The organism is Isoptericola sp. NPDC055881 (genome assembly GCF_053615895.1).
Genome location: NZ_JBSHCR010000058.1, coordinates 1 through 26,912, shown reverse-complemented (window position 1 = coordinate 26,912; position 26,912 = coordinate 1). Strand labels below are relative to the sequence as shown.

Annotated in this window: 27 protein-coding genes and 1 riboswitch; of the genes, 14 read left to right on the top strand and 13 right to left on the bottom strand. The window is 75.1% G+C overall.

The features are described from left to right. Positions 1-262 precede the first annotated feature (262 nt). The 4 genes from ACWGKI_RS16090 (at position 263) to ACWGKI_RS16075 (ending at position 4,126) form a co-directional block, all read left to right on the top strand. Entirely contained in the window at positions 263-1,531 is a 1,269-nt protein-coding gene (locus ACWGKI_RS16090; RefSeq protein WP_452188295.1) for an AGE family epimerase/isomerase, read from the top strand. Then, positions 1,531-1,989 (top strand): RrF2 family transcriptional regulator, encoded by a 459-nt coding sequence (locus tag ACWGKI_RS16085; protein WP_380245073.1) that lies wholly within the window; start codon positions 1,531-1,533, stop codon positions 1,987-1,989. The genes ACWGKI_RS16090 and ACWGKI_RS16085 overlap by 1 nt, the downstream gene beginning before the upstream one ends. 258 nt (positions 1,990-2,247) lie before the next feature. Continuing rightward, a complete protein-coding gene (locus tag ACWGKI_RS16080; RefSeq protein ID WP_452188293.1) occupies positions 2,248-3,177 on the top strand; it encodes a sulfite exporter TauE/SafE family protein in 930 nt (309 codons plus the stop codon). A 163-nt stretch (positions 3,178-3,340) separates the two neighbouring features. Next, positions 3,341-4,126 (top strand): PAS domain-containing protein, encoded by a 786-nt coding sequence (locus ACWGKI_RS16075; RefSeq protein ID WP_452188291.1) that lies wholly within the window; start codon positions 3,341-3,343, stop codon positions 4,124-4,126. An 8-nt stretch (positions 4,127-4,134) separates the two neighbouring features. Here the strand turns inward: ACWGKI_RS16075 and ACWGKI_RS16070 are convergent, their stop codons facing one another. Continuing rightward, a complete protein-coding gene (locus ACWGKI_RS16070; RefSeq protein ID WP_380244096.1) occupies positions 4,135-4,422 on the bottom strand; it encodes a DUF4235 domain-containing protein in 288 nt (95 codons plus the stop codon). Between the two features lie 120 nt (positions 4,423-4,542). Then, a riboswitch (TPP riboswitch) is annotated at positions 4,543-4,646 on the top strand. A 71-nt stretch (positions 4,647-4,717) separates the two neighbouring features. Between ACWGKI_RS16070 and ACWGKI_RS16065 the strand changes: the two genes are divergently transcribed. From ACWGKI_RS16065 to ACWGKI_RS16050, 4 genes are read left to right on the top strand one after another with little or no spacing between them, the layout of a single operon-like run. Further along, complete coding sequence (locus ACWGKI_RS16065) at positions 4,718-5,803, top strand: thiamine ABC transporter substrate-binding protein (protein WP_452188289.1); 1,086 nt, start codon at positions 4,718-4,720, stop codon at positions 5,801-5,803. Further along, complete coding sequence (locus ACWGKI_RS16060) at positions 5,779-7,506, top strand: ABC transporter permease (RefSeq protein WP_452188287.1); 1,728 nt, start codon at positions 5,779-5,781, stop codon at positions 7,504-7,506. The genes ACWGKI_RS16065 and ACWGKI_RS16060 overlap by 25 nt, the downstream gene beginning before the upstream one ends. Further along, positions 7,506-8,327, top strand: coding sequence for an ABC transporter ATP-binding protein (locus ACWGKI_RS16055; protein ID WP_452188285.1), 822 nt, complete (start codon positions 7,506-7,508; stop codon positions 8,325-8,327). Before ACWGKI_RS16060 ends, ACWGKI_RS16055 begins: the two co-directional genes overlap by 1 nt. Then, positions 8,314-8,781, top strand: coding sequence for a hypothetical protein (locus ACWGKI_RS16050; RefSeq protein WP_452188283.1), 468 nt, complete (start codon positions 8,314-8,316; stop codon positions 8,779-8,781). Before ACWGKI_RS16055 ends, ACWGKI_RS16050 begins: the two co-directional genes overlap by 14 nt. A 3-nt stretch (positions 8,782-8,784) precedes the next feature. Here ACWGKI_RS16050 and ACWGKI_RS16045 read toward each other — a convergent pair whose 3' ends face one another. Continuing rightward, positions 8,785-9,486, bottom strand: a complete 702-nt coding sequence (locus tag ACWGKI_RS16045; RefSeq protein WP_452188281.1) for a response regulator transcription factor — start codon at positions 9,484-9,486, stop codon at positions 8,785-8,787. Further along, positions 9,483-10,742, bottom strand: a complete 1,260-nt coding sequence (locus ACWGKI_RS16040) for a sensor histidine kinase (RefSeq protein WP_452188279.1) — start codon at positions 10,740-10,742, stop codon at positions 9,483-9,485. The genes ACWGKI_RS16045 and ACWGKI_RS16040 overlap by 4 nt, the downstream gene beginning before the upstream one ends. A gap of 165 nt (positions 10,743-10,907) precedes the next feature. On the opposite strand from ACWGKI_RS16040, the gene ACWGKI_RS16035 reads away from it, so the two are divergent. After that, complete coding sequence (locus ACWGKI_RS16035; RefSeq protein WP_452188277.1) at positions 10,908-11,393, top strand: DUF6069 family protein; 486 nt, start codon at positions 10,908-10,910, stop codon at positions 11,391-11,393. Here the strand turns inward: ACWGKI_RS16035 and ACWGKI_RS16030 are convergent. From ACWGKI_RS16030 to pgi, 8 genes are all read right to left on the bottom strand, one after another. Continuing rightward, positions 11,344-12,495 (bottom strand): PrsW family intramembrane metalloprotease, encoded by a 1,152-nt coding sequence (locus ACWGKI_RS16030; RefSeq protein WP_452188275.1) that lies wholly within the window; start codon positions 12,493-12,495, stop codon positions 11,344-11,346. The genes ACWGKI_RS16035 and ACWGKI_RS16030 overlap by 50 nt on opposite strands. Before the next feature lie 71 nt (positions 12,496-12,566). Continuing rightward, positions 12,567-14,177, bottom strand: a complete 1,611-nt coding sequence (locus ACWGKI_RS16025) for a SpoIIE family protein phosphatase (RefSeq protein ID WP_380244088.1) — start codon at positions 14,175-14,177, stop codon at positions 12,567-12,569. After that, positions 14,174-15,928: an ATP-binding protein gene (locus ACWGKI_RS16020; protein WP_452188273.1), complete on the bottom strand. Its 1,755-nt coding sequence runs from the start codon at positions 15,926-15,928 to the stop codon at positions 14,174-14,176. The genes ACWGKI_RS16025 and ACWGKI_RS16020 overlap by 4 nt, the downstream gene beginning before the upstream one ends. After that, entirely contained in the window at positions 15,925-16,965 is a 1,041-nt protein-coding gene (locus ACWGKI_RS16015; RefSeq protein ID WP_380244086.1) for an ATP-binding protein, read from the bottom strand. Before ACWGKI_RS16015 ends, ACWGKI_RS16020 begins: the two co-directional genes overlap by 4 nt. Next, positions 16,962-17,381, bottom strand: a complete 420-nt coding sequence (locus ACWGKI_RS16010) for an anti-sigma regulatory factor (RefSeq protein ID WP_452188271.1) — start codon at positions 17,379-17,381, stop codon at positions 16,962-16,964. Before ACWGKI_RS16010 ends, ACWGKI_RS16015 begins: the two co-directional genes overlap by 4 nt. After that, entirely contained in the window at positions 17,378-17,782 is a 405-nt protein-coding gene (locus tag ACWGKI_RS16005) for an STAS domain-containing protein (protein ID WP_380244084.1), read from the bottom strand. The genes ACWGKI_RS16010 and ACWGKI_RS16005 overlap by 4 nt, the downstream gene beginning before the upstream one ends. Then, positions 17,779-18,612 (bottom strand): STAS domain-containing protein, encoded by an 834-nt coding sequence (locus ACWGKI_RS16000; RefSeq protein ID WP_380244083.1) that lies wholly within the window; start codon positions 18,610-18,612, stop codon positions 17,779-17,781. The genes ACWGKI_RS16005 and ACWGKI_RS16000 overlap by 4 nt, the downstream gene beginning before the upstream one ends. Before the next feature lie 132 nt (positions 18,613-18,744). Then, positions 18,745-20,463, bottom strand: a complete 1,719-nt coding sequence (gene pgi / locus ACWGKI_RS15995) for a glucose-6-phosphate isomerase (RefSeq protein WP_452188268.1) — start codon at positions 20,461-20,463, stop codon at positions 18,745-18,747. A gap of 93 nt (positions 20,464-20,556) precedes the next feature. On the opposite strand from pgi, the gene ACWGKI_RS15990 reads away from it, so the two are divergent. Then, the gene (locus ACWGKI_RS15990; RefSeq protein ID WP_380245075.1) at positions 20,557-21,042 is read left to right on the top strand and encodes a DUF1269 domain-containing protein; all 486 of its coding nucleotides are present in this window, start codon (positions 20,557-20,559) and stop codon (positions 21,040-21,042) included. 96 nt (positions 21,043-21,138) lie between these two features. Here the strand turns inward: ACWGKI_RS15990 and ACWGKI_RS15985 are convergent, their stop codons facing one another. Continuing rightward, positions 21,139-21,426: a hypothetical protein gene (locus ACWGKI_RS15985; protein ID WP_380245076.1), complete on the bottom strand. Its 288-nt coding sequence runs from the start codon at positions 21,424-21,426 to the stop codon at positions 21,139-21,141. Between the two features lie 196 nt (positions 21,427-21,622). Here ACWGKI_RS15985 and ACWGKI_RS15980 point away from each other — a divergent pair, with 196 nt between their 5' ends. The 3 genes from ACWGKI_RS15980 to ACWGKI_RS15970 all read left to right on the top strand — a co-directional run bounded on the left by ACWGKI_RS15980 (position 21,623) and on the right by ACWGKI_RS15970 (position 23,787). Next, entirely contained in the window at positions 21,623-22,348 is a 726-nt protein-coding gene (locus ACWGKI_RS15980; protein ID WP_452188297.1) for a copper homeostasis protein CutC, read from the top strand. Beyond that, positions 22,345-23,070: a DedA family protein gene (locus ACWGKI_RS15975; RefSeq protein ID WP_452188266.1), complete on the top strand. Its 726-nt coding sequence runs from the start codon at positions 22,345-22,347 to the stop codon at positions 23,068-23,070. The genes ACWGKI_RS15980 and ACWGKI_RS15975 overlap by 4 nt, the downstream gene beginning before the upstream one ends. A gap of 258 nt (positions 23,071-23,328) precedes the next feature. Continuing rightward, positions 23,329-23,787 (top strand): hypothetical protein, encoded by a 459-nt coding sequence (locus tag ACWGKI_RS15970; RefSeq protein WP_452188264.1) that lies wholly within the window; start codon positions 23,329-23,331, stop codon positions 23,785-23,787. Between the two features lie 382 nt (positions 23,788-24,169). Here the strand turns inward: ACWGKI_RS15970 and ACWGKI_RS15965 are convergent, their stop codons facing one another. After that, positions 24,170-25,219, bottom strand: a complete 1,050-nt coding sequence (locus ACWGKI_RS15965) for a LacI family DNA-binding transcriptional regulator (protein ID WP_380245079.1) — start codon at positions 25,217-25,219, stop codon at positions 24,170-24,172. Between the two features lie 196 nt (positions 25,220-25,415). On the opposite strand from ACWGKI_RS15965, the gene ACWGKI_RS15960 reads away from it, so the two are divergent. Continuing rightward, positions 25,416-26,735, top strand: coding sequence for an extracellular solute-binding protein (locus ACWGKI_RS15960; protein WP_452188262.1), 1,320 nt, complete (start codon positions 25,416-25,418; stop codon positions 26,733-26,735). Positions 26,736-26,912 lie beyond the last annotated feature (177 nt).

The window sequence follows — 26,912 nt, the reverse complement described above, 5'->3', positions numbered from 1 at the left end:
CGGAAGCTTAGCCCTTCAGCGCCGATGGTACTGCCCTCGAGAGGGGGTGGGAGAGTAGGACGCCGCCGGACACCCATTCACGAAAGGCCCACCCCACACGGGGTGGGCCTTTCGCATACCCCCACACCACCCCCAAGCCCCCGCACGGGGCGCCCCGGCACCCACCACACGCACCGGCGCCGCGGCGGCCGCGCAGAGGCAGGCAAGGCCCGGGGCAGAAACGGCGGCGCGCCCGCGGAGCGGGTGCCGATAGGCTCGGCAGGTGACCGGATCACCTTTGCTCCCTGCCAGTGGCCCGCACCCGTCGTGGCGGGCTGAGCACTTCCTGAGCCTGTTGGACTTCGCGCAACCGTCGATCGGTGCGGACGGTACGGCCGGCTGGCTGGACGACGCCGGCGCGGTGGACCCGACGCAGCCTGCGCACCTGTGGATCACGTGCCGGATGACGCACACCTTCGGTCTCGGGCACCTGCTCGGCGTGGAGGGCACCGAGGAGCTGCTGGGTCGCGGGCTCGACGGCGTCGCCACCTCCCTGGCGGACGCGGAGCACGGCGGCTGGCTCGCCTCCCGCGGCCCGGGAGCCGGCGAGGTGGACGGGCTGAAGCAGGCCTACGGTCACGCGTTCGTCGTGCTGGCCGCCTCCACGGGGGTCGTCGCCGGCGCCCGCGGTGCGGGCGCGCTGCTGGCCCGCGCCCTGGAGGTGCTCGAGGAGCGCTTCTGGGAGGCCGACCACCAGCTGCACCTCGACGAGCGCTCGCGCGACTGGACCGAGATCGACCCCTACCGCGGGGTGAACGCCAACATGCACTCGGTGGAGGCTCTCCTCGCGGCGCACGACGCGACCGGGGAGCGCCGGTGGCTCGACCGCGCCGCCGTCATCGCGGACCGGGTCATCTCGTGGGCGCAGGACAACGGCTGGCGCATCCCCGAGCACTTCGACTCGGCCTGGGTGCCGCAGCTCGAGTACAACGCGGACCGCCCGCACGACCCCTTCAAGCCCTACGGCGCCACGCCGGGCCACGGGCTGGAGTGGGCGCGGCTGCTCCTGCAGGTGGACGTGGCCTCCGACACTGCGGGCCGTCGCTCCGACGCTGCCCGGAACCTGTTCGAGCGTGCCGTCGAGGACGGGTGGGACGGGCCGCAGGGCGGGTTCGTCTACACGACCGACTGGACCGGCACCCCCGTCGAGGCACGACGCTTCCACTGGGTCGCGGCGGAGGCGGCGGCCGCCGCGGACGTGCTGCACCGCACGACCGGCGAGGACCGCTACGCCGAGCTCGCCGACGGCTGGTGGCGATGGATCGACGACCACCTGGTCGACCACGAGCGCGGCTCCTGGTTCCACGAGCTCGACACCGACAACGTGCCCTCGGGTCGCACGTGGGTCGGCAAGCCGGACGTCTACCACGCCGCCCAGGCCGTCATCCTGCCCGACCTGCCGCTGACCGGGTCGTTCGCGGCGTCGGCCAGCGCCGCCGGCCGGATCCTCGACGGCACCCGGCTCACGAAGTCGACGGAGGCGCGCTGCTGATGAGGATCTCGGCGAAGGCGGACTACGCCGTCCGTGCGGCCGCCGAGCTGGCGGCAGCGGCGGACGGTGGACCCGTGCCCGCCGAGTCCCTCGCGCGCGCCCAGGGAGTGCCGCACCGGTTCCTCGAGGCGATCCTCAGCGACCTGCGCCGCGAGGGCATCGTCGCGAGCCGCCGCGGCGCCGGCGGCGGCTACGTGCTCGCCCGGCCCGCCGACCGGGTGACCGTCGCCGACGTGGTGCGGGCCGTGGACGGCCCACTCGTTTTCGTCCGCGACGCACGGCCCTCCGACCTCGAGTACACGGGGGCGGCCGCGTCGCTGCTGCACGTGTGGGTGGCCCTGCGCGTCAACGTGCGCGCCGTCCTCGAACAGGTCAGCCTCGCCGACCTGGCAGCGGGAAACGTCCCGGACGCGGTCCGCCGGCTCACCGACGAGGAATCGGCCTGGCACAGCCCGTGACCCTTCCGCCGTGCGCACCCTCTGACCTGCGGCTCTGATGACCCACGGCCCCCGGCCGGACCAGACCCACGGGGCGCCACCGGCGTGCCGCACCGCTCTTGGTCCCCTTGTGCAGGACCCGCGCCCTCGACCGCCGCCGCGGTCGAGGGCGCGTCCGTCTGCAACTCGTCCGCCGATACCGTTGAATCCGATAGGACCGATCGGGTACGTTCTGTATGTCGCGGCAGAACCACTGCCGCCTCGACGGAGGGAACACCCGTGCGGACTCTCGTCCTGCTCGCTCTCGTGGGCCTCGGCGCACAGCTCGTCGACGGCAGCCTGGGCATGGCCTACGGCGTGACCTCGACGACGCTGCTGCTCGCCATCGGCACCAACCCGGCGGCTGCGTCTGCGACCGTCCACCTCGCGGAGGTCGGCACGACGCTCGCGTCCGGCGCCTCCCACTGGCGCTTCGGCAACGTGGACTGGAAGGTCGTCCTGAAGATCGGCATCCCGGGTGCGGTCGGCGCCTTCGCGGGCGCGACCTTCCTCTCCTGGCTCTCGACCGAGATCGCCAAGCCGCTGATGTCCCTCCTGCTGCTCGGTCTCGGCCTGTACGTGCTGCTGCGGTTCACGCTGCGCGGCCTGCGCACGGACCGCCTCGGCCAGCCGCTGCGCAAGCGGTTCCTCACCCCGCTGGGCCTCGTGGCCGGCTTCATGGACGCCACGGGCGGCGGCGGCTGGGGCCCGGTCGGCACGCCCGCCATCCTCGCCAGCGGCCGGATGGAGCCGCGCAAGGTCATCGGCTCGATCGACACCAGCGAGTTCTTCGTGGCCGTCGCCGCGAGCCTCGGCTTCCTGTTCGGCCTCGGCACGGCGGGGATCGACCCGTCCTGGGCGCTCGCGCTGCTGGTCGGCGGCCTCATCGCCGCCCCGATCGCCGCATGGCTCGTCCGGCTCGTGCCGCCGCGCGTCCTCGGCTCCGCGGTCGGCGGCATCATCGTGCTCACCAACGTGCGCACCCTGCTGAGCCTCGACTCCTTCCCGGTGGACGCCGGCGTGCGCTCGCTGGTCCTGGGGATCATCGCCGCCGGCTGGGCCGCGGCCGTCGTGTACTCGTTCCGTCAGCACCGCAAGGCGCTGGCCGAGGAGGCCGCGGAGGGCGACGTGACCGTCCCGCCCGCAGCCGCCCCCACGCCCGCCGTCTGACGTCCTGCCGACCCGCGCCCCTGCGGCCGCCGCCCCGACCTCCGGGGGCGCCGGCCGCAGGGGCGTCGTCGCGTGCGGTGGCGCCGTCGCCCCGTCCCGGTACCGTGGTGAGGCCAGGAGAACTGCGCGCCGGACCCAGCTGCACGGCACTGGGAGGTGAGCCATGTCGTTGCCCAGCACGCCGCACGATCCCCCGCGCCGCGAGCTCGTCGCCCTCGCGGAGCTGCTCGGCGCGGGCAGCCAGCTGCTCGTGGGCCAGTACCGCGTCGAGGTCGCCACGGGCGCGTGGTGGTGGTCGGACGAGGTCTACCGCATCTTCGGGCGCGAGCCCGGCAGGATCGAGCCCGGGCCCGAGGTGCTCCGCGCGCACCTGCACCCCGACGACCGTGAGCGGCTGTCCCGCACGGCGGCGGTGGCGCTCGGCACCGGCCGGCCCTTTGCAGGCGGCCACCGCGTGGTCGACGACCACGGGCGCACCCACTCGGTCGTCGTCACCGGGCAGGCGCGGCACGGGCCCGACGGCGCGTCGTCGCAGCTGGTCGGGTACGTCATCGACACCAGCCCCGTGGTGCGGGACGCGCTCGAGCGCGAGGCGCACCGCGCCGTCTCGCGCGCCTTCGTCGCCGCCACGGCGTCCGAGCAGGCCAAGGGCGCGATCATGGCGGTCTGCGGCGTCGACGAGTCCGTGGCCACCGAGGTGCTCGGGGACGTCGGTGCCCAGGTGGGCGTCTCCGCCCAGTCGGCGGGGGAGCAGGTGATGAAGGAGCTCACGCGGCCCGTCAGCGACCGCGACTCCGCGCTCACCGCCGCCGAAGTGCTCCGGTCCGCCCCGCCCGCCCAGGACGCGGCGGACCGGCTGAGCCACGCCCTCGCCGCGGTGCGACCGGTGGAGCGGCCCCACGGCCACGACGCGCAGCTCGCCCGCCGGCGGCCGCGCGCGAGCCGCTGAGCGCGGCGTCAGCGACCGAAGCGGGCGGCCGCGCGGACCGCGCCCTTGCGCGCGAGCCGCTTCGCCAGCACCGCGACGCCACCTGAGACGGCGGCGAACGTGACGGCCTGGATCACGGAGATCTCGTCGTCGTCGATGTTCGTGGGAGCGACGCTGCCCGTCGTCCGCTCCCAGACCACCCCGATCAGCTTCTGCGCGACCCATCCGGCGCCGATCGTCAGCACCACCGTGCCGACCTTCACGCCCAGCGGCTGCTCGGTGTCCTTCACGTGCTCTCCCTCGGTCGTCCCCGGCATGGCCGGAGGGTGGTCGTGCGGCGTCCACGGCCCGGCGAGGGCGTCGTGGCACGTCAGGCATGTCACACCCTGGGGCGCGGACAGGACCACGGTAGCGCGGCACCGGTGTGTAGGCTCGTGCTGATACGACAGGGGAGCGCCACCGGCGCTGAGAGTGCGGAACGCCGCAGACCCTCGAACCTGATCCGGTTAGCACCGGTGGAGGAAGTCGGGAATCTCGTTCCCTGCGGGAGGCCGCACCACGACGGTGCCGGACGCCCGCAGGACCCCCTTCTCGCACGCTGAGGAGGACAGCATGACCCACAGGACCACGCGGACGACCGCGGCCCTCGCCGCGCTCGCGCTGCTGCCGCTGCTCGCGGCCTGCGGCGCCGACGGGGCCACCGGCACCGGCAGCAGCGGCGGCGACGCGGCGGGCGACCCCGGCACGGTGACGCTCGTGACGCACGACTCGTTCGCCGTGTCGGACGACGTCCTGGCCGCGTTCGAGAAGAAGTCCGGCCTCACCGTCAAGCAGGTCGCGCCCGGCGACGCGGGCACCCTCGTCAACCAGCTCGTGCTCACCAAGGACGCGCCGCTGGGCGACGCCGTCTTCGGCGTGGACAACACGTACGCGTCGCGCGCCGTCGACGCCGGGGTCTTCGAGCGGTACCAGCCGGCCGACCTCGACCCGCAGGTGGCCGCCTACGCCCCGGACGACCTCGCAGGCACGCTCACCCCCGTGGACGTCGGCGACGTGTGCCTGAACCTCGACGACGGCTGGTTCAAGGACCACGACGTCACGCCGCCCGCCACGCTCGAGGACCTCACGGAGCCGGAGTACCGGGACCTCACGGTCGTCACCAACCCCGCCACGTCGTCGCCCGGGCTCGCGTTCCTGCTCGCGACGATCGGGGCCTTCGGCACCGACGGCTGGCAGGACTACTGGGCCGGCCTGCGGGACAACGGCGTCAAGGTCGCGGAGAGCTGGGAGGACGCGTACTACGTGGACTTCTCCGGCGCGGGCGAGGGCGGCACGCGGCCGATCGCGCTGTCGTACGCCACCTCGCCGGCGTTCACCGTGAGCGACGACGGCACGTCCTCCACGACGAGCGCGATGCTCGACACCTGCTTCCGCCAGGTCGAGTACGCGGGCGTGCTCACGGGCGCGGCGAACCCGGAGGGCGCGAAGAAGCTGGTCGACTTCCTGACCTCGGGCACGTTCCAGGCCGACGTCCCCGGCCAGATGTACATGTACCCGGCGGACCCGGACGTGCCGCTGCCCGCCGACTGGCAACGGTTCGCGCCCCTGGCCGACAAGCCGTTCGAGGTGGCGCCGGCCGACGTCGCCGCGCACCGTGACGAGTGGATCGAGCAGTGGACGGCGACGGTCGTCGGCTGACGCGCGGCGTCCGCGCGAGCCGGTGGGGCGCCTGGCTCGGGTGGGGCGCCGCCGTCGTCCTGCCGCTGGGGTTCCTCGCCGTCTTCTTCGCGTGGCCGGTGGTCTCGCTCGTCCTCCAGGGGTTCTTCACCGACACCCCGGCGGGCCGGGTGCTCGACCTGTCCGGCTTCGCCGACGTGCTGTCGCAGCCGCGCACCTGGCGCATCGTCGGCCAGACGCTGGCGCAGGCGGTCACCGGCACGCTCCTGTCGGTGCTGCTCGGCCTGCCCGGCGCCTACGTGCTGTACCGCTGCCGGTTCCCGGGGCGCACGCTCGTGCGCGGGCTGGTGACGGTCCCGTTCGTGCTGCCCAGCGTGGTCGTGGGCGTCGCGTTCCGCGCGCTGTTCGCGCCGGGCGGCGTGCTCGGGTGGGCCGGGCTGGAGGAGAGCTTCGCCGGCATCGTCCTGGCGCTCGTCTTCTTCAACTACGCGGTCGTCGTGCGGACGGTCGGCGGGATGTGGGAGCGCCTCGACCCGCGCGCCGAGCAGGCGGCCCGCGCTCTCGGCGCCACGCCCTGGCGGGCGTTCCGCACCGTGACCCTGCCCGCCCTCGGCCCCGCGATCGCGTCGGCCGCCGCGGTGGTGTTCCTGTTCTGCGCGACGGCGTTCGGCGTCGTCCTCGTCCTCGGCGGGCTGCGGTACGGCACGATCGAGACGGAGATCTGGATCCGCACCACCCAGTTCCTCGACCTGCGCTCCGCGGCGGTGCTGTCGGTGCTGCAGCTCGTCGTGGTCGCCGGCGCCCTGCTGGTCAGCTCCCGCGCCCGGGCGCGCCGGGAACGCGCGCTGCACCTCACCAGCGACCGGGTGTCCGCGCACCGGCTGCGGCTGCGCGCGGGCGCCGACCTGCTGCCCGCGCTCGTCACCCTCGTCGTGGTGGCAGGGCTGCTCGTGCTCCCGATGGCCGGCCTCGTCACCCGCTCCCTGCGCACCGGCGACGGGGCCTGGAGCCTCGCGAACTACGCGGCCCTGGGCACCACCGGCGGCCGCAACGCCCTGACGGTCACGGTGTGGGAGGCGCTCGGCAACTCGCTGCGCACGGCCGCCTGGGCCGCGGCGATCGCCGTCGTCGTGGGCGGGCTCGTGGCCCTCGTCGTGTCACGCCGCCCGCGACGGGCCGGCCTGCGGCGCGCCGTCGGTGTGCTCGACGCCGCGTTCATGCTGCCGCTCGGCGTCTCCGCGGTCACCGTCGGGTTCGGCTTCCTCATCACGCTGGACCGGCCGCTGGGGCTCGACGTCGACCTGCGCACGTCCGGCGCGCTCGTGCCGATCGCGCAGGCCGTCGTCGCGATCCCGCTGGTCGTGCGCACGATGCTGCCGGTGCTGCGCGCCATCGACCCGCGCCTGCGCGAGGCGGCCGCCACCCTGGGGGCGGCGCCCGGACGCGTGCTGCGGTCCGTCGACGGCCCGCTGGGCGCACGCTCGGTCGGCCTCGCGATCGGGTTCGCGTTCGCCGTCTCGCTGGGGGAGTTCGGCGCGACGTCGTTCCTCGCCCGCCCCGAGACGGCGACGCTGCCCGTCGTGATCTTCCGCCTGATCGGCCGGCCCGGGGCCGAGAACTACGGGATGGCGCTCGCGGCGTCCGTGGTGCTGGCCGTCCTCACCGCGACCGTCATGATGGTGGCCGAGCGCCTGCGGGGCGACCGGCCGGGAGGGGAGTTCTGATGGAGCAGGCCCGCGAGACGACCGGGCTCGCCGTCCGCGACGCCGTCGTCCGGTACGGCGGCACGCGCCGCCGGCGAGGGGCGGTCGCCGTCGACGGGGTGTCCCTCGACGTCGCCGCCGGCGAGATCGTGGCCCTGCTCGGGCCGAGCGGCTGCGGCAAGTCGTCGCTGCTGCGCGCGGTCGCGGGCCTGGAGCCGCTGGCGGGCGGCTCCGTCGCGTTCGACGGCGTGGACCTCGCGGGCGTGCCCGTGCACCGGCGCGGCTTCGGACTGCTCTTCCAGGACGGCCAGCTGTTCCCGCACCGGGACGTGGCGCGCAACGTGGCCTACGGGCTCGAGACGCAGGGCGTGCCCCGCGCCGAGCGGGCCGAGCGGGTCGCCGCGCTCCTCGCGGAGGTCGGGCTGGACGGCTACCAGCAGCGGTCCGTCGCGACCCTCTCCGGCGGGGAGAAGCAGCGGGTCGCGCTGGCCCGCTCCCTCGCCCCCCGCCCGCGGCTGCTGCTGCTCGACGAGCCGTTGTCCGCCCTCGACCGGCGGTTGCGCGAACGCCTCGCCGTCGACGTCCGCGACACCCTGCGGGCCACCGGCACCACCGCCGTGTTCGTCACGCACGACCACGACGAGGCGTTCACCGTCGCCGACCGGGTGGCCGTCATGGACGCCGGGCGGCTGCTCCAGGTCGACGCCCCCGACGTGCTGCTGCGCGCACCGGCCAGCGACCGGGTGGCGGAGTTCCTCGGGCTCGCCACGAGGGAGCTCGCCGACCGCACGGGTGGACGGTCGGCAGCGGTCACGACATCCTCGGGGCATGACGGCGTCTGAGACCAGGTCCCGCAGGCACCGGTCGCGGGCGACCTGGCTGCTGCCGCTCCTGGTGCCGCTCACGGCGTGCGCCGGCGGACCAGGGAAGGCGCCGGCGAGCACGGGCGAGGAGCTCTTCGCCGAGCGTGCGCCGCTCGCGTCGTGCGGGGACGTCACCACGCGGCCGGGCCGCGACGAGGGGGCGCCGACCGCGGAGCTCGCGGAGGGCTATGCGTGCCTCGACGCCGCGGCGGCGGGCGAGGGCGCCGAGCTCGTCGTGCGGTTCCTGACGGTCGAGGGCGACCCCGTCGTCCAGTACTGGCGCACCGGCCCGGGCATCGACGGGCTCGAGGGCTACACCGACGGGACGCAGGACAGGTTCGGTGCCGGGCTCTGGACGTACCAGGCCTGCCCCGAGAACGTGACGGCCGCCGAACCGCGGGGTTGCGAAGCGGGGCCGCTCGTCGAGGGGTGAGGCTCACGCCTCCCCGGCGTCGTGCACCAGCAGCGCGACCTGGGTGCGGTTCTCCAGCCCGAGCTTGTCGAGGACGCTCGACACGTGCGCCTTCACGGTCGGCACGCTGAGGTAGAGGCGGCCGGCGATGTCGGCGTTCGACGCCCCGCGGCCGAGCTCGACGGCGACGTCGCGCTCGCGCGCCGTGAGGGCGTCCAGCGCGGCCCGAGCCCGGTCGCGGGCACCGTCCGACCCGGCGACCGCCGCCATCAGCCGACGCGCCACGTCCGGCGCGAGGACGGGCTCGCCCGCTGCCGCCGCGTGCACCGCGGCGGCGATGCGGGCCGGCGGCATGTCCTTGAGCAGGTAGCCCGCGGCGCCCGCACGCAGCGCCCCGCCGACCTCCTCCGCCGTGTCGAACGTCGTGAGCACGACCACGGCCGGCGGGGACGGGCGCGCCCGCACGCGCCGGGTGGCGGTGATGCCGTCGACGCCGGGCATGCGCAGGTCCATCAGCACGACGTCGGCGGGGTGCGCGTCCAGGACACCGGGAACCTCCGCCCCGTCCGCCGCCTCCGCCACGACCCGCACCCCGTGCGCGCCGTCGAGCATGAGCCGCAGGCCCGCCCGCACCAGCGCGTCGTCGTCCACGAGGACGAGCCGGACGGGCGCGGGGTGCGGGGCGTCGGGCGGGGTCGCGGGGCCGGGCTCCGGCGTCGTCGTCACAGGTCCCACGGTAGCCACGCCTCGACCACGAAGCCGCCCGGTCCGTCGTGCACGTCGTGCGGCCCGGCGTCGAGCGTGCCGCCCAGCAGCGTGGCGCGCTCGCGCAGGCCGACCAGGCCCGTGCCCGTGCCGGTGCCCGCCGGAGACGCGGTGCCCGCCGCGGCACCGTCGTCGGCCACCCGGACCCGGACCTCGCCCGGCCCGCACGCGACCGTCACCCGCACGGCAGCGCCGGGCGCGTGCCGGCGCGCGTTGGTGAGCCCCTCCTGGACCACCCGGAACACCGCCGTCGCGACCGCGGCGGGCGGGACGGCGTCGGGGGACGACCCGCCCGTGCGCTCGTAGGCCACGGAGGTCCCGGCGGCCCGGGAGTCGTCCACCAGCCGGCGCACGTCGTCCAGACCCGGCACCGGGCCGAGGTCGTCCGGGCCGGCGCGCAGCAGGCGGATCACCTGACGCAGGTCCTCCAGGGCGTCGCTCACGCCGGCACGCACCCGGCCGGCGGCGGCCGCGAGCTGCGCCGGGTCGGCGTCGGGCCGGTACTCCAGGGCGCCCGCCGTGGCGGCCAGGAGCGACAGGCGGTGCGCGAGCGTGTCGTGCATCTCGCGGGCGATCCGGGTGCGCTCGGCGGTCCGCGCCTCGGCGACGTGCTGCTCCGCCTCGGCCTCCGCGCGGCGCGCACGATCGCGCAAGGACCACAGGACGAGCGCGCGCTCGCGGCCGTACGCGCCCCAGCCGAGGAGCGCCGCGTGCACGGCGGCGTCGCACAGCAGCCACCAGCCCAGCGGCAGGCTCACCGGACGCCACAGTGCCTGCACGGCGTGCCCCAGGAACCCCGCGCCCGCCACCCAGGCCGCCGTGCGGACCGGGTACCAGCGCGCCACCTGCAGCGTGCCGACCGTCGCGGCCGGGGTCGCGGCCCCCGAGACCGCGGCGAGCGCGGCGAGCGCGAAGGCGGCGACCACGCTGCGCCGGGTGAAGAGCAGAGGGACCAGCGCGACCGCCACGACCCCCACGACGACGTCCACCCCCGCCGGCACCAGGACCGTCAGGGTCCCGGTGCCGCGGACCGGCGGGGCGCCCGCGACGGCCGCGGTGGCGGCGGCCGTCAGTGCGGCGACCAGCGCCCACGCCGCGACGAGGATGCCGCGCGGCGCGGGAGGCGGCCCCTGGGCCGGCGGCGGGCACGGGGCGTACGCCGCCATGGGGCCGGGGCGCGCCAGGGTCGGGCTCGGGGTGGTGCCGGTGCTGCTCATGACCGGGACGCTACGGCGGTCGGCGCCCGGGCCGACACCGACCAAAGTCGGGGATGCTCCCGCCCGACGGCGCGACGACGACCGACCCCGGCAGGGCGCGCGGCGGGCGGTCCGGGCGGGAGCGTCGTCGTGTCGGCAGGGTGCCGGCGCCGAGGAGGGGACGACATGGACGCGACGACGGGAACGACCGACGGTACGAGCAGCGGCCGGACGGCGCAGGGCGGTCGCGGCCGGCCCGCCGGGCGCACGTGGCGCGACCGCGCGTGGTGGAACCGCCCGCGGGCCGTGGTGGTCGGTGCCGTGCTGACCGGGGCGGTGGTCTACCTCGCCGGGACGCTCGCCGGCGTCGACCCGCAGGTGCGGGCCGGTGCGGGCACCCTGGAGGTGACCGTCTCCATGGTCATCGCCGTGAGCCTCACGGCGGCGCTCGGCGGGTGGGGTGTCCGGGCGCTCCTGCTGCGGCGCCCGGGCGGAGGCCGCACGACCTGGCTGGTGCTCAGCGGCGCGGTCCTGCTGGTCTCGCTGCTGGGGCCGCTGGGGGCGGCGAACCCCGGCGCGGTGGTGCTGCTCCAGCTGGAGCACCTCACCGTGGGCGGCGTGATCATGCTGGGCCTGCGGGCGGTGGAGCCGCGGGCCGCCAGAACGGCGTGACGGCGGCCCGCGCGGCGTGCATCAGCACGAGCAGGGGGTCGCGGCGGAGCTCGAACGCGGGCCGGTCGATCAGCCCGCGTTCGAGCCTGCGGTGCAGCATGGCGAGCTCGGTGGCCGCCTGCTGGTAGTCGCGCAGGGCGCGGGCCGGCCCCGGCCCGCCCGCGGCGCGCACCTGCGCGCGGGCCGCCCTGCGTGCGGGCAGGGACGCGAGCATGGCGAGGTCGGCGCCGGTGACGACGCCCGCCGCGCGGTACGGCGGCAGGTACCGGCCGATCGTCGCGACGGTGCGGGCGCGGTCGACGCGCACCACGGCGAGGAGACCGACCAGGACGGCGAGGCCCAGGGCGTACACGCCGACGACGGCGCCGGTGCCGAGCGCCGCGGCACCGTTCCACAGGGCGTGGTACGCGACCGCGCCGAGCAGGCCGAGCAGGACGGGGACCGCCCGCCGCAGGCCGGGGGCGGCGAGCGCGGCCGTCGCCACGCCGACCCCCGTGAGCGAGGTGCACAGCGGGTGCACCAGGGGGGTCGCGATGCCGCGGACGAGGAACGTGGCGGCCAGCGCGTCCGGTCCGGCGACGGTGTAGTAGTGGATGTTCTCGACCGTGGCGAAGCCGAGGCCCACCATCGAGCCGTAGATGATCCCGTCGGTCGGCCCGTCGATCTCGTGCCGCCGGAACCAGAGCATCCCCACCAGCACCAGGCCCTTGAGGGTCTCCTCGACGAGCGGCGCGCCGAGCACCGCCGTCACGACGAGCCCCTCCTCGGGCCCGAGCAGCGGCGCCCACAGCAGCGTGAGCCCGGCCGTGTTGAGGACCATCGCGAGCAGCACCGCGACGCCCGCGCCCCACAGGAAGGACAGGACGAGCGCGTCGGGCGGCTCGGGCTCCAGCCGGTCGAGGGACAGCACGCCGGCGAGCAGGAGCGGCAGGGGCAGCATGGCGAGCAGCAGGCCCTGGACGAAGGTGGGCCCCTCGGAGGCCGTCACGGCGAGCGCGACGACGAGGCACAGGGACGACACCGCGATCACGACGATGGCGCCCACGGGCGGGCGACCGGGCGGCCGCCCGGCGAGGATCGCCTTCGGGTCGAGCGCTGCCATGGCCCTCGATCCTAGAGCCCGCCCGCGTCGGCGGACGGGTGGGGGTGTCGTCAGGCGGCAGGCGGCAGGCGTCAGGCGCCCGGCGCCGTGGGGGACGGGGTGCCGAGGCGCACGACGACCACGGCCACGTCGTCCTCGCGTCCGGCGTCGTCGAAGGCGTCCACCAGGCGGCCGCACGCCTCGGCGGGGTCGAGCGCGGCGAGCGTGGCGGCCGTGTCGACGAGCTCGCGCATGCCGACGCGCAGGGCACGGTCGCGGCGCTCGACGAGCCCGTCGGTGACGAGCACGAGGAGGTCGCCGGGGCCGAGCCGGTCGTGCCGGGCGGGTCGCGCGTCGGGGCTCGTCAGCCCGAGCAGGCGGGCGGGCGACTTCTGCGCGACCACCGTCCCGTCGGCGCGGACCACGAGGGGCGGCAGGTGGCCGGCGTCCGTCATCTCGACCGAGCCGTCGGCGGGGTCGATGAGGCAGACGCAGACCGTCGCGAGCTCGGGGTGGTCCAGCTGCAGGGAGCCGTTGGTCAGGTCGAGGGCGCGCGCGGCGTCGTGCCCCTCGCGCAGGTAGGCGCGGAGGGTGAGGCGGACCTCGGCCATGACGGTGGCCGCGCGCAGCGAGTGGCCCTGGACGTCCCCGATCACGACGGCGACGCGGCCGTCGGGCAGGTCGAACGCGTCGTAGAAGTCGCCGCCGACGTCGAGGCGAGCGTCCGAGGCGTCGTACCGTGCGGCGATCTCCAGCCCGCCGCGCACCGTGAGGCCTGACGGCAGGAGCCGGCGCTGCAGCGCCATCGCGATGCGGTGCTCCTCGGAGAAGGTCCGCAGGTTGGCGAGGGCGACGGTGATGGCCTCGGTGAAGCGTTCGGCGACCTCGCGCTCCTCCGTCGTCGGGACGCTCTCGGCGCCGTCGACCTGGAGCGCCAGGCCGCCCACGAGCGACCCCTCGGCGTCGCGGAGCCAGACCGTCCACCAGGAGGCGCGCTGCACCCCCGCCTGCGCGAGGAGGGGGACCCAGTGCTCGGGCACCTCGTCGGGACCGAAGGTGGCCGACGAGACCGGGCCGGGCGGCAGGACCGGGACGGTGCCGCGGCCGCGCACCAGCGGGGCGTCGGGTGCCGCGCACACGGAGCGGACGACGGTCTGCGGGTCGACGACCACCATCGCGACCGCGGGGCGTCCGAGCACGGTGCACGCGCCCTGGGCGACCAGGTCGGCCAGCAGGTCCTGCGTCTGCGCCTGGTGCAGGGGGGCGAGCGCGTCGGCGAGCGCCTCGAAGCGGCGGGCGGTCCGGCCCGCGCCGCGCTGGGCGTCGCGCGCGCGGCACAGGGCGCCCACGGTGGCGAGGAACTCGTCGCGGTCGAGCGGCTCGGGGAGGTAGGCGTCGGCGCCCCCTTCGAGGCCGGCGGTGCGGGCCGCGGCGTCGATGGACGTGGCGGACACGTGCAGCACGGGCACGTGGGCCGTGCGGTCGTCCGCCTTGATGCGGCGGCAGACCTCCGACCCGGTGAGGTCGGGCAGGTTCACGTCGAGGACGACGGCGTCGGTGGAGGGGCTGACGAGGTCCAGCGCGTCGGCGCCGGTGCCCGCCTCCACGACGCCGAAGCCCGCGCCGCGCAGCCAGGCGGCCATGACGTAGCGGTGCGCGCGCGTGTCGTCCACGACGAGGACGGTGCGGTCGTCGTGCGTCATCGTGCCTCCCCGACCTGGTCGCGGAGCGCCTGCACGAGCGCGTCCCGGTCGAGCGTCGCCTTCGGGAGGAAGGTGGCCGGGGGCTCGGGTCCGGGCTGCTCGGGGCTGGCCCCGCTCGACATGAGCGCGACCGCCAGGTGCGGGTGCTCGGCCCGCAGGCGGGAGAGCAGGGTCACGCCGTCGAGGCCCGGCATGCGCACGTCCACCACCGCCGCGTCGGCGGGGGCGTCGCGCAGCAGCGCGAGAGCGTGGCCACCGTCGTGGGCCACGCTGACCCGCTCGGCGTCCTCGCGCAGGAGGCCGGCGACGAAGGCTCCGTAGGCGCGGTCGTCGTCGACGACGAGCACGTGGCCGAGGCCGGTGCCGGTGCCGGGGCGCTGGGGTCGTGCGGGCGGGGCGGGCGGCGGCTCGGGCGCGCCGCTCGGCGCGGCGGGCAGGACGACGGTGAACGTGCTGCCGAGGTCGGGCACGGAGCTCGCGGTGAGCGATCCGCCGAGGGCCTCGGAGGTGCGGCGGGCGTACGGCAGTCCCAGGCCCGTGCCGCGGACGGTGGGCTGGAGGCGGTTCGGCACCTGGACGAACTCCTCGAAGACGGACTCCAGGTGCTCGGGGCCGATCCCGAGGCCGGTGTCCTCCACGACGAACCGGACCGTGTCGCCCTCGGCGCGGGCGTCGAGCCGCACGGCGCCCCGCTCGGTGAACTTCACGGCGTTGGTCAGGAGGTTCCGCAGCACGCGGGCCACGAGGCGCCGGTCGCTCACGAGCGCCAGGCCCGGCGTGCCCTCGACGACGAGCTCGACCCCCTCGCGCACCAGGGGGAGCGTGGTGCCGCGCAGCTCGTCGAGCAGCTCCTGCACGTCGATCGGGGCGGGGTCCACGTCCTGGTGGCCGGCCTCCGCCCGTGCGAGGTCGAGCAGCTCGTCGACCAGGGCGAGGAGGGTGGCGGCGCTGTCGCGCACGAACTCCACCTGCTCGGCCTGGTCCCGGGACAGCGTCGAGGCCTGCAGCAGGGAGGACAGCCCGATGATGGAGTTCACCGGGCTCCGCAGCTCGTGGCTGACGTTGCGCAGGAAGCGGGACTTCGCCTCGTTCGCGGCCGCCAGCTCGCGGCTGCGTTCGTCGAGCTCGGCGTACAGGGCGACGACCCCGGTGTTGGTCTCCTCCAGCTCCGCGGAGAGCTGGTGGTACATCGCGAGCACGCCGCGGTTGGTCTCCTCCAGCTCCGCGTTGAGCCGGCGCAGGTCCTCCTGCTGGGCCATCAGCTCGTCGTGCGTGCGCAGGAGCTCCGCGTTCTGCACCCGCAGCTCGTCGAGCGCGTCGGCGCCGTAGCCGGCCGTGATGCGGCGGCGCAGCGCCTCGGTGGTCGCGGCGTCGGTGCGGGCCGTGAGGGGGAGCTCGACGACGAGGCCGGCGTGGCGCCCGTCGGCGTCGAGGACGACCTCGTCGACGAGGCGTCGTGCCGCCGGGACGCCGCCGTCCGCCGCGCTGCCCGTCGCGGGCAGGGCGGCGGCCGAGGTCAGGTCGGCGAACAGGACGGGCCGGGGGCCTCGTTCGAGGCGGATGACGACGTCCGCCGGCCCGAGGGCGACGGCGGCACGACCGACCTCGGAGAGCGCCGTCGCGAACCGGACCTGGGTGTGGACGTCCAGCCCGAGCCCGCGCGCGATCTCCCGGCCGGCGCGCCGTACGGCGAGCAGGTCGGTGTCGCCCTCGAGCCGGGTGGTCAGGAGCGAGGTTCCGGGTGCGGTCATGAGGTTCCTCCTACCGGGAGGACGACGACGCACGCGTCGTCCCGCCGCACGGCGAGGTCACGCATCAGCACGCCGGCGACGACCAGGGGGTGGCGTGCGGCGAGACCGGGGTAGTCGCGGACGCTCCCGCGGTCCGTCAGGCCGTCGGAGTGCAGGACCAGCAGGTCGCCGGCGTCGAGCGGCACGGTGACCTCGCGGACGGCGCGGGCGTGCGTGCCGGCGATGCCGGGCTGGCTCATGAGGCTGCGGGTCTTGCCGCTGCCCTGGACGGTGCCGGCGATGTTGCCGAGCCCGACGTGCCGCAGCGTCCCCTGCTCCGCGCGGGAGACGGAGACGGCGGCGCCGCGGGTGCCGCCGAGCGCGCCGTGCACCCGTTCGAGCAGCACGGCGGGGGCGGCGGGCGGCGCGTCGAGGAACGCGCGGACGGCCGCCCGGGACGCCGCGGCGGCCAGGGGGCCGTGGCCGAGGCCGTCGGCGACGAGGACCGTCGTCGTGCCGTCGTCCTCCCGCAGGGCGAACGCGTCCCCGCAGACGACCTGCCCCGTCATGGGTCGTGTCAGCCCGGCCCCGGCGCGGGGGTCCGGTTCGGCGCCCGGCGACGCCAGGGTGGCGGCCACCACCGTGCCCTGCCCGGGCGCGGACCAGGCGTCCCACGTCGACGTGAGGCGCGGCAGGGTGCCGAGCCCGATGCCGAGCGTGCCCCGCGAGGACACGCCGTCGCGCATCGCGGCGGTGAGGTCGCGCATGCCGGGACCGGAGTCGACGGCGAGGATCTCGAGCGCGGCGTGCCCGTCCCAGCGGCGGACGCGCAGCAGCACGGAGCCGGAGCGGGCGTGTCGGGACTGGTTGGACGCCAGCTCGGACACCACCAGGCCCGCCTCGGCGGAGCGCACCTCGCCCAGCCCGAGGCTCGCGGCCGCCGTCGTCGCGGCCCGGCGCACCGCACCGACCGCGGACGGGTGGTCGACGGTGTGCCAGACGCCGGCGTCGAGAGCGACCGCGGCGTCGGGCGCGGGCGGGCCCGACGAGGAGGTCATCGCGACCAGGTCGCGATCTCGACCCGGGTCCCTGCGCCCGGTGCGGTGTCGATCGAGAACTGCTCCACGAGGCGTCGCGAGCCGGACAGGCCGAGGCCGAGCCCGCCGCCGCTGGTCCACCCGTCCGTGAGGGCGAGGTCGAGGTCCGCGATCCCGGGGCCCTGGTCGGAGAAGACGGCGCGCACGCCGGAGCGCCTGCCGTCGGACACGAGCTCGACCTCGACCTCGCCGCCGCCGCCGTAGACCAGGGTGTTGCGGGCCAGCTCGCTCGCGGCCGTCACCAGCTTGGTCTGGTCCACGAGGGAGAGCCGCGCCTGCTGGGCGACCGTCCGGACGAGCTGACGGACGCGGACGACGTCCGAGTCGGCCTGGACCTGGAGACGTTCCGTCGACGTGGCCGGAGGCGCCGTCGTCATCTCGCCTCGCGCTCGGCGGCCGCGAGCAGGATGCTCTCGGCCGACTCCTGCGCCGGGGCGAGCATCGCGAGGCCCCGCTCCACGTCGAGCGCGGTCCGCACCCCTCCGAGCGAGAGGCCCAGCTCGACCATGGTGATCGCCACGGCGGGCCGCATGCCCACGACCACGGTCTGGGCGTCGAGGACGCCGGAGATCGCGGCGACGGACGCGAGCATCCGCCCGATGAAGCTGTCGACGATCTCCAGGCCCGAGATGTCGATGACGACGCCACGCGCGCCGGTGCGCGTGATCCGCTCGGCCAGGTCCTCCTGGAGCTGGAGCGCGGTGTCGTCCTGGAGGTCGATCTGGATCGACACGAGCAGCGTCGAGCCGATCTTCAGGATGGGGACGGCGTCGCTCACGCGGTCACCTCGGTGGGCGAGCGGCGACCCTCCCGCAGCGCGTCGACCAGGGCGTCCGCGAGCGTCGCGCGCGTGCGGATGTCGCCGAACTCGATCCCGAGGGCGACGATGGTCTGGGCGATCTGGGGGCGGATGCCGCTGATCGTGCACTCGGCGCCCATGAGGCGCGCCGCGACGACCGTCTTCAGCAGGTGCTGGGCGACCTGCGTGTCCACCGCCGGCACACCGGTGATGTCGATGATGGCCTGCGTGCTGCCCGTCTCGACGAGGGTGTTGAGCAGCTTCTCCATGACGACCTGGGTGCGGGCCGAGTCGAGCGTCCCGACGAGCGGGACGGCCACGATGCCCTCCCAGAGCTTGACGACGGGCGTCGACAGCTCGAGGAGCTGCTCGGCCTGCTCGGCGATGATGCCCTCACGGGCGGCGGCGAACGTCTCGAAGGTGAAGAGCCCCAGCTCGTCCACCAGGCGCAGGAGCGGCACCACCTCGGTCGGCACGCCGGGCGTGTCACCCAGGGCGTAGAGCCCCTCCTTCAGCGCGAACACGCCCACGGCGGTCTCGCGCGGCGAGAAGCCGAGCCGGGCCCGCGCGGCGGAGACGTCGGCGAGGATGCCGCGCAGCTGGTCGAAGGCCTCGGCCTCCGCCTGGATGCCGCCGGCCCGCAGGCCGTCGACGAGGGCGTCGTAGATGTCGGACTGCTCGCGCTCGAGCTCGCCGCGGGTGGTGCGTCCGCGCAGCTCGTGGACGGCGGCGTCGAGCCAGGCGGAACGCACCGTCTCGGCGTGGTCGACGAGGGTCTGGGCCAGGGTGGCCGGCGCGACAGCGGGCATCGCGGAATCCTTCCGGATGGGGGTGCGGCCGTGTGCTCGACCGTCGCTCAGTGTACGCAGCGGCGGGCGCGGCGCCGCACCCGTGTGCGGTACCGCGCCCGCGGGCGCCGGGAGTTCACCCCACCGGGACGGTCAGGCGCGGTGCTCCCGGTAGTAGCGGATGAGCGCCTGCGTGGACGAGTCCTGCGCCGCCAGGACGGCGTCGTCGCCCGAGACGGCCGGGGCGATCTCGAGGGCGAGCTTCTTGCCCAGCTCCACGCCCCACTGGTCGAAGCTGTCGATGCCCCACACGACGCCCTGCACGAACGTGATGTGCTCGTACAGCGCGACGAGCTGGCCGAGCACGGACGGCGTGAGGGCCGGCGCCACGATCGACGTCGTGGGCCGGTTCCCGGAGAAGACGCGCGCCGCGACGATCTCCTCGGGCGTGCCCTCGGCGCGCACCTCGTCCGCCGTCTTCCCGAACGCGAGGGCCTTGGTCTGCGCGAAGAAGTTGGCGAGGAACAGCTCGTGCACGTCCGCGCCCGGGGCCACCGCCTTGCCGTCGCCCTCGGAGTCCGCCAGCGGGTAGGCGGGGGTCGCGACCGCGATGAAGTCCGCGGGGATGAGCCGCGTGCCCTGGTGGATGAGCTGGTAGAAGGCGTGCTGGCCGTTGGTGCCCGGCTCGCCCCAGAAGACCTCGCCCGTCTGGGTGGTGACGGGGGACCCGTCCCACCGCACCGACTTGCCGTTGGACTCCATCGTGAGCTGCTGCAGGTACGCGGGGAAGCGGTGCAGCTGCTGGGCGTACGGCAGCACGGCGTGCGTGTGCGCGCCGAGGAAGTTGCCGTACCAGACGTTCAGCATGCCCATGAGGACCGGCACGTTGGCCTCGAACGGCGTGCTGCGGAAGTGCTCGTCGACGGCGCGGAAGCCCGCCAGGAGGTCGCGGAAGACGTCCGGGCCGAACGCGATCGCGAGCGGCGTGCCGATCGCGGAGTCGACGGAGTACCGGCCGCCCACCCAGTCCCAGAAGCCGAAGGCGTTCGCGGGGTCGATGCCGAACGCCGCGACCTTGTCGAGGGCGGTCGAGACGGCGACGAAGTGCGCCCGCACCGCGGCCTGCTTCGCGTCCTCGTCGTCCTCGATGGCGCCCTGCGCGACGAGCTGCTCCCAGAGCCAGGCGCGCGCGAGGCGCGCGTTGGTCAGCGTCTCCAGCGTGCCGAACGTCTTCGAGGCGACCACGAACAGCGTGGTCTCGGGGTCGAGGTCCGCCGTCTTCTGCGCGATGTCGGTCGGGTCGATGTTGGAGACGAAGCGCGCCTCGATGCCGTCCTCGCCGGTGCGGCCGTACGGCTTGAGCGCCTCGTAGACCATGACGGGCCCGAGGTCGGAGCCGCCGATGCCGATGTTCACGACCGTGCGCACCGGCTTGCCCGTGATGCCCGACCACGACCCGTCGCGGACCTGGTCGGCGAAGGCGCTGAGCTTGTCGAGCTCGGCCTGCACGTCGGTGTCGACGTCCTGCCCGTCCACCACGAGCGGCGGTCTCGTCCCCGGCGCCCGGCGCAGCGCGGTGTGCAGCACGGCCCGGTCCTCGGTGACGTTGATGTGCTCGCCGGTGAACATCGCCTCGATGCGCTCCGGCAGGTGCACCTCGTGCGCCAGCCGGACCAGCAGGTCCAGGGTCTCGTCGGTCGCGAGGTTCTTCGACAGGTCGACGTGCAGGTCGCCCGCGAGGTGCGTCATGCGCTCGGCGCGCCCCGGGTCGGCGGCGAACCAGCCGCGCAGGTCGCCCCGGAACTCCTGGTAATGGGTGTACAGGTCGCCCCAGGAGGCCGTGGTGGTGGGATCGACGGGGGAGGAGGTCATGGGCCCACGGTACTGACCGGTTGCGCTGTCTGCCGACGCTGCCAGGATGGCCAGCAGCCGGGGACGGACCCGGACTCCGTAGGGGAGGAACGCATGGCGAATTTCACTGTCTGGAAGTTCGACGACCCGGGTGCGGCTGACCGCGCCTACCAGGCTGTCAAGGGCGGCGAGGCCGACGGCCTGGTGAAGATCGTCGACCACGCGGTGGTGAGCTGGCCCGAGGACGCGAAGAAGCCGGACACGCACGGCTCGCACGACGACACCGCCAAGGCCACCGGCTGGGGCGCGGTCTGGGGCCTGCTGCTGGGCGCGCTGTTCTTCCTGCCGGTCCTCGGCGCCGCCGCGGGGGCCGTGATCGCCGGCATCTCGCGCTCGCTGTCCGACGTGGGCATCAGCGCGAAGGACATCGAGACGATGAAGAAGGAGATCGTGCCCGGCACGTCCGCCCTCTTCATCGTGACCGAGCCGATCGACCCCGACCGTCTCGGGGAGCGGCTTCACGGCATCGACGCGACGCTCGTGAGCACCAACCTGACCGACGCGGAGCGCCGGACCCTGCTGGAGTCGTTCGGTCAGTGACCGGCCGCAGCACCCGTCGAGCCCGTCGAGACCTCGTCCCGGCGGGCTCGATGCGTGCGGGGTCGATGCGTGCGGGCTCGGTCCGCGCCGGCCCTGTCAGGCGGGCTGCCAGCGTCCGCCCCAGCGACGGGTGAGCACGGCGCCGAAGGTGTCGGCGAGCGCGTCGACCCGGTCGTGCACGGCGTCCGCGACGCGGTGCGCGACGGCGTCGTCGTCGGCCGTGAACCGCACCGTGACCCGGGCGCGCCCCCGCACCACCCCGACGTCGAACGCCTCGACCGTGACGAGCTCGCGGGCCGCCGCGGCCGCAGCCGGGAGCACGTCGGCCGGGTCCACGCCGGGTTGCAGGAGGCCGACGCCGAGCGTCACGCGATAGGAGGGCACGCGGCGATCCTGCCACCGGCGACCACGCCGGTCCGGGCGGGCGCGGACGAGCACGGACGAGCACCGTCCCGTCACAGGTCGCCCCGGTCCTCGACACGGCTGCCGCCGTAGACTCGCCGCCGTGACTGCCGACACGTCGACCGCACCCGTCCCCGACCCTGCGACCGGCCCGGACGCCGCCTCCCGGGGCGTCGCGCTGGAGATCGCCGTGCAGGACGTCGCGGGCGCGCGCGTCGCCGCCGCGGGCGGCGCGGACCGTCTCGAGCTGTGCGCCGCGCTCGCGGGCACCGGCGGCCTCACCCCCTCCACGGGCATGGTCGCGGCGGTCGCCGACGCGCTGCGCGGCACGGGTGTCGGCGTCCACGTCCTCGTGCGGCCCCGCGCCGGGGGCTTCGTCTTCACGCCCGAGGAGACCGACGTCCAGGTGCGCGACGTCCGCTCCGTGCTCGACGCGGGCGCCGACGGCGTCGTGGTCGGCGCGATGACGCCGGGCGGCGAGGTCGACACGGCCGCCCTCGCCGCGCTCGTCGCCGCAGCCGGCGACGCCGAGGTCACCTTCCACCGCGCCATCGACCAGGTCGCCCGGCCCGTCGAGGTGCTGGACGCGCTCGCGGCCGCGGGCGTGCGCCGCGTGCTGACGTCCGGCGGCGCGCCGCGGGCGGGCGAAGGGCTCGACGTGCTCGCGGCGCTCGCCGGCCGCGGCCGCGAGCTCGGCGTCGAGATCATGGCCGGCGGCGGCGTCCTCGTGCAGGACGTGCCCGCCCTCGTGGCGGCCGGGGTGCACGCCGTCCACCTCTCCGCACGACGCACCGTGGCCGCCGACGGCGGTCCGGGCGGTGGTGGGGCCGGCGGGTACGACGTGACCGACGCCGACCTGGTCGCCGCGACCCGCGCCGCGCTCGACGCCGGGACCGCGTCGTGAGCGGCCCCGTCACGAGCGCCGTGAGCGCCACCGTCGCGCTGTCGGCCACCGATCCCTCCGAGGGGTACAGCGGGTTCATCGGGTGGGTGCTGGGCCTGATGACGACGCTCGGCGAGGTCGGCGTCGGCGCGGCCGTGCTCCTGGAGACGTTCATCCCGCCCATCCCGTCCGAGGCCGTGCTGCCGGCCGCCGGGTTCCTCGCCTACGACGGGCAGATGAACGCCTGGCTGGCCATCCTCGCCGCCACCGTGGGCGCCGTCGTCGGCGCGTGGGTCTGGTGGTTCCTCGGGCTGCTGCTGGGTCGCGACCGCACGCGCGCGATCGTGGACGCCGTCCCGCTGATGGACGGCTCCGACTTCGACAAGGCGGAGGCGTTCTTCGCGCGGTGGGGGCGGGTCGCCGTGCTCGTGGGGCGCTGCGTCCCGCTCGTGCGCAGCTTCATCTCCATCCCCGCCGGCATCGAGCGCATGCCGTTCTGGTCGTTCACCCTCTACACCGCGATCGGCTCCGGCGTGTGGAACGCCATCTGGGTGGGCCTGGGCTACGCGTTCGGACCGGCGATCAAGCCCGTGCTGGAGCAGTGGAGCGGCATCATCTCCAACGGCGTGCTCGTCGTCATCGCGCTGCTGGTGCTGTGGTTCGTCGTGGTGCGGCTGCGCAGCCGCTACCTGGCGCGGCGCGGCCCGCGCGAGCCCGAGCGCCGGCACCGTCGCACCCACTGACCGCCGAAGTAGCGCGCACCGCGCCGAGGTAGTCCGAGGCCCCGCGAGGTAGTTCAGGGTGCCGCGAGGTAGTGCGGACCGTGGCGAGGTAGTTCGGGGCTCCGCGAGGTAGTCCGGACCGTGGCGGGGTAGTTCGGGGTCCCGCGAGGTAGTGCGCACCGTGGCGGGGTAGTTCGGGGTCCCGCGAGGTGAGGGGATCGCTCCGCTACGCTCCCGGGCATGCGGACCCGGGAGGGGTGGCTGGGCGGCGCGGCCCTGGTGACGACGGTGCTCGTCGCTGCCTGCGGCGCGCCCGACGACCTGGGGTTCGGACCCTTGCAGGTCCGGGCTCTCGACCCTCCGGCGCTCCGGAAGCACTTCAGCGAGGAGCCCGGGCCCCTCACCGGGGAGCTCAGAGCGCTGTCGAACGGGTGCCTCGTCGTGACGATCGACGGCGTGGACCACGTGGTGATCTGGCCTGATGGCACCGAGTCTGTCGACGCCGGCGTGCCTGTCGGCCGCTACGAGGTGACCTTGCCCGACGAGCGGGTCCTGCGCGCCGACGTCCGTGGCGGTGACCGGTTCACCGCCACTGGGGTGGTCGCCGACTCGGGCGGGGTGGTGGTTGTCGACCTCGATCATCCCGACGACGACCAGGTCGGCAGCTATCTGGGCTACTGCGGCGTCGACGCCCCGCCGGTGATGTTCCCTGATGCCGCGACCTTCGTCGTTGACTGAACTACCTCGCGAACCCCTCGACTACCTCGCGAACCCCTCGACTACCTCGCGAACCCCTCGACTACCTCGCGAACCCCTCGACTACCTCGCGATGCCCTGAACTACCTCGCGGGGCCTTCGACTACCTCGCGGGGGTCTGGACTACCTCGCGATGCCCTGAACTACCTCGCGATGCCCTCGACTACCTCGCGAACCCCTCGACTACCTCGCGCTGCCCTGAACTACCTCGCGGGTCCCCCGAACTACCTCGCGGGGGTCTGGACTACCTCGCGGGGCTTTGGACTACCTCGCGGGGCCTTGGACTACCTCGCGGAGCCTCGGACTACCTCGCGGGGGTCTGGACTACCTCGCGGAGCCTTGGACTACCTCGCGGGGGCCTGGACTACCTCGGCGGGGGTGCGGTGGAGGCGCGGACGACGAGCGACGTGGGCAGGCGCAGGTGGCGCTCGCGGGCGGTGCCGTCGAGGAGGTCGAGGACGAGCCGCAGCGCCTCGGCGCCCATGCGGTGCATCGGCTGCGCGACGGTGGTGAGCGGCGGCGTGCTGCCCCAGGACTCCGGGACGTTGTCGAAGCCGACGACGGACAGGTCGTCCGGGACGCGCAGCCCCAGCTCGTGGGCGACCTCGAGGACGTGGATGGCGGACAGGTCGTTGGCGGCGAACACGGCGGTGGGCCGGTCGGGCCGGTCGAGCAGGGTGCGGACGGGGGCGTCGGCGAGGTCGGGGCGATAGCCGCCCACCTTGATGAGCAGGGGGTCGACGGGGATGCCCGCGGCCTCCAGCGCCTGCCGGTAGCCCAGCTCGCGCAGGCGGGCCGACTCCAGGTCGGGGCGGCCGCCGAGGTGCGCGATCCGCCGGTGGCCCAGCGCGAGGAGGTGCTCCACGGCTTCGCGGGCGCCGGTCGTGTTGTCGGAGTCGACGGTGGGGGTCCCCTCGGGGCCGGTGTGCGGGTCGACGGCCACGACGGGCACGGGGGAGTCGGGGGAGAGCACCATCGTGGGCGTCACGACGATCGCCGCGTCCACCAGCGTCCCGGCCAGCCGGGACAGGGACCGGCGCTCCCACCCCGCCTGCGCACCGCCGTCGGTGCGGCCGGCGTAGGCGAGCAGCTCGTAGCCGGTGCCGTCGACGGCGGCCGAGATGCCCTTGAGCAGCTCGGTGGAGTACGGCTCGAACTCCGCCACGAGCACGCCGATGACGTTGGTGCTGGTGCGGCGCAGGCTGCGGGCGACCAGGGAGGACTCGTACCCGAGGTCCTCGACCACGGCCAGCACCCGCTCGGCGGTGCCGGCGGCGACGCCGTAGCGGTTGTTGACGACCTTCGACACGGTGGCCACCGAGACGCCGGCGAGACGTGCCACGTCGGAGATGGTGGCGCGCCCCGGGGCGGGGGCAGGGGCGCCCGCGGCGGGCGGGTCGGCGGCGGGGCTCACGAGTCGACAGTATGCGGCACGGACGTGCCGCGTCACGCGCCTCGCCCACAGCCCGAGGGCAGCACGAGGACGTTTTCGAAATCGTTATCGACAACGATTGACGACGAGCCCGTGCGGCTGTCACTCTCGTGCCAGGCACTCACCACCTCGCGGCAGCGCCGCTGCCGTGCCCGTCGACGAAGACAAGGGATCGATGATGACGAGGACGAGGATCATGCGCGGCGCCACCGCGGTAGCGCTCGGCACCACCGTGGCGCTCCTGGGCGCCGCCTGCGCGGGCCAGGGCGGCGGCTCCCAGGGCGGCGACGACGGCGGCAGCACCGCAGACGCCAGCACGATCACCTGGTGGCACAACTCGAACACGGACCCGGGCAAGGCGTACTACGAGGAGGTCGCCAAGGCCTTCGAGAAGGACCACCCGGGCACGACCGTCGAGATCAGCGCCATGCAGCACGAGGACATGCTGACGAAGCTCGACGCCGCCTTCCAGGCCGGCGACGCGCCCGACGTCTTCATGGAGCGGGGCGGCGGCGAGCTGGCCTCCCACGTGGACGCCGGTCTGCTCAAGGACATCTCCACGCCCGCCGCCGACACGATCGGCACCATCGAGCCGTACATGTCCGGCTTCCAGGTGGACGGCAAGTCGTACGCGCTGCCGTTCTCCATGGGCGTCGTCGGCTTCTGGTACAACAAGTCGCTGTTCGAGAAGGCGGGGATCACCGGGACCCCGGCCACGATGGAGGAGCTGTACGCCGACATCGCCAAGCTCCAGGACGCCGGCATCACGCCCGCGTCCGTGGGCGCCGGCGACAAGTGGCCCGCCGCGCACTACTGGTACTACAACGTGGTCCGCCAGTGCTCCGCGGACACCCTCGACGCCGCGATCAAGGACGTCGACTACTCGGACCCGTGCTTCGTCAAGGCGGGCGAGACCCTGGACGAGCTGATCGCCAAGGAGCCGTTCAACAAGGGCTTCCTCACCACCCCGGCGCAGTCCGGCCCGACGTCCGCGTCCGGCCTGCTCGCCACCGGCAAGGTCGCGATGGAGCTGGCCGGCCACTGGGAGCCCGGCGTCATGCAGGGGCTCACGGACGGCGGCAAGGGCCTCGGGGAGGACACCGGCTGGTTCCCCTACCCGTCGATCGAGGGCCAGCAGGGCACCGACGGTGCGCAGATGGGCGGCGGCGACGCGTGGGCCGTCTCGAAGGACGCGCCGGACGTCGCGGTCGAGCTCGCCCAGTACCTGCTGAGCGACGAGGTCCAGCAGGGCTTCGCCGAGAAGGACATGGGCCTGCCGACGAACCCGGCGGCGTCCTCGTCGGTCTCCGACCCGGCGCTGGCCGAGCTGCTCTCGGTCCGCGACTCCGCCCCGTCGATCCAGCTCTACCTGGACACCCTGCTCGGGGCGTCCGTCGGCGGTGCCATGAACGACGCGATCGCGCTGCAGTTCGCCGGCAAGGCGACGCCGCAGGACGTCGTCGACGCGGTGCAGTCCGCGGCCGAAGCGGACCAGTGACCGGCCGATGACGGACACCGTCCTCCGGTCCGGCGGCCGGGGCCCCGCCCGGGGGGGGGGCCCCCCGCCGCCCCCGGCGGGGGGGGGCCGCGGCCCCCCGCCGCCGCCGGGGCGCCCCCCGGGGGGGCGTCGGCGGGGTGGGCGGGACTGCGCTGGTACGTACGGCAGGTGATGGGC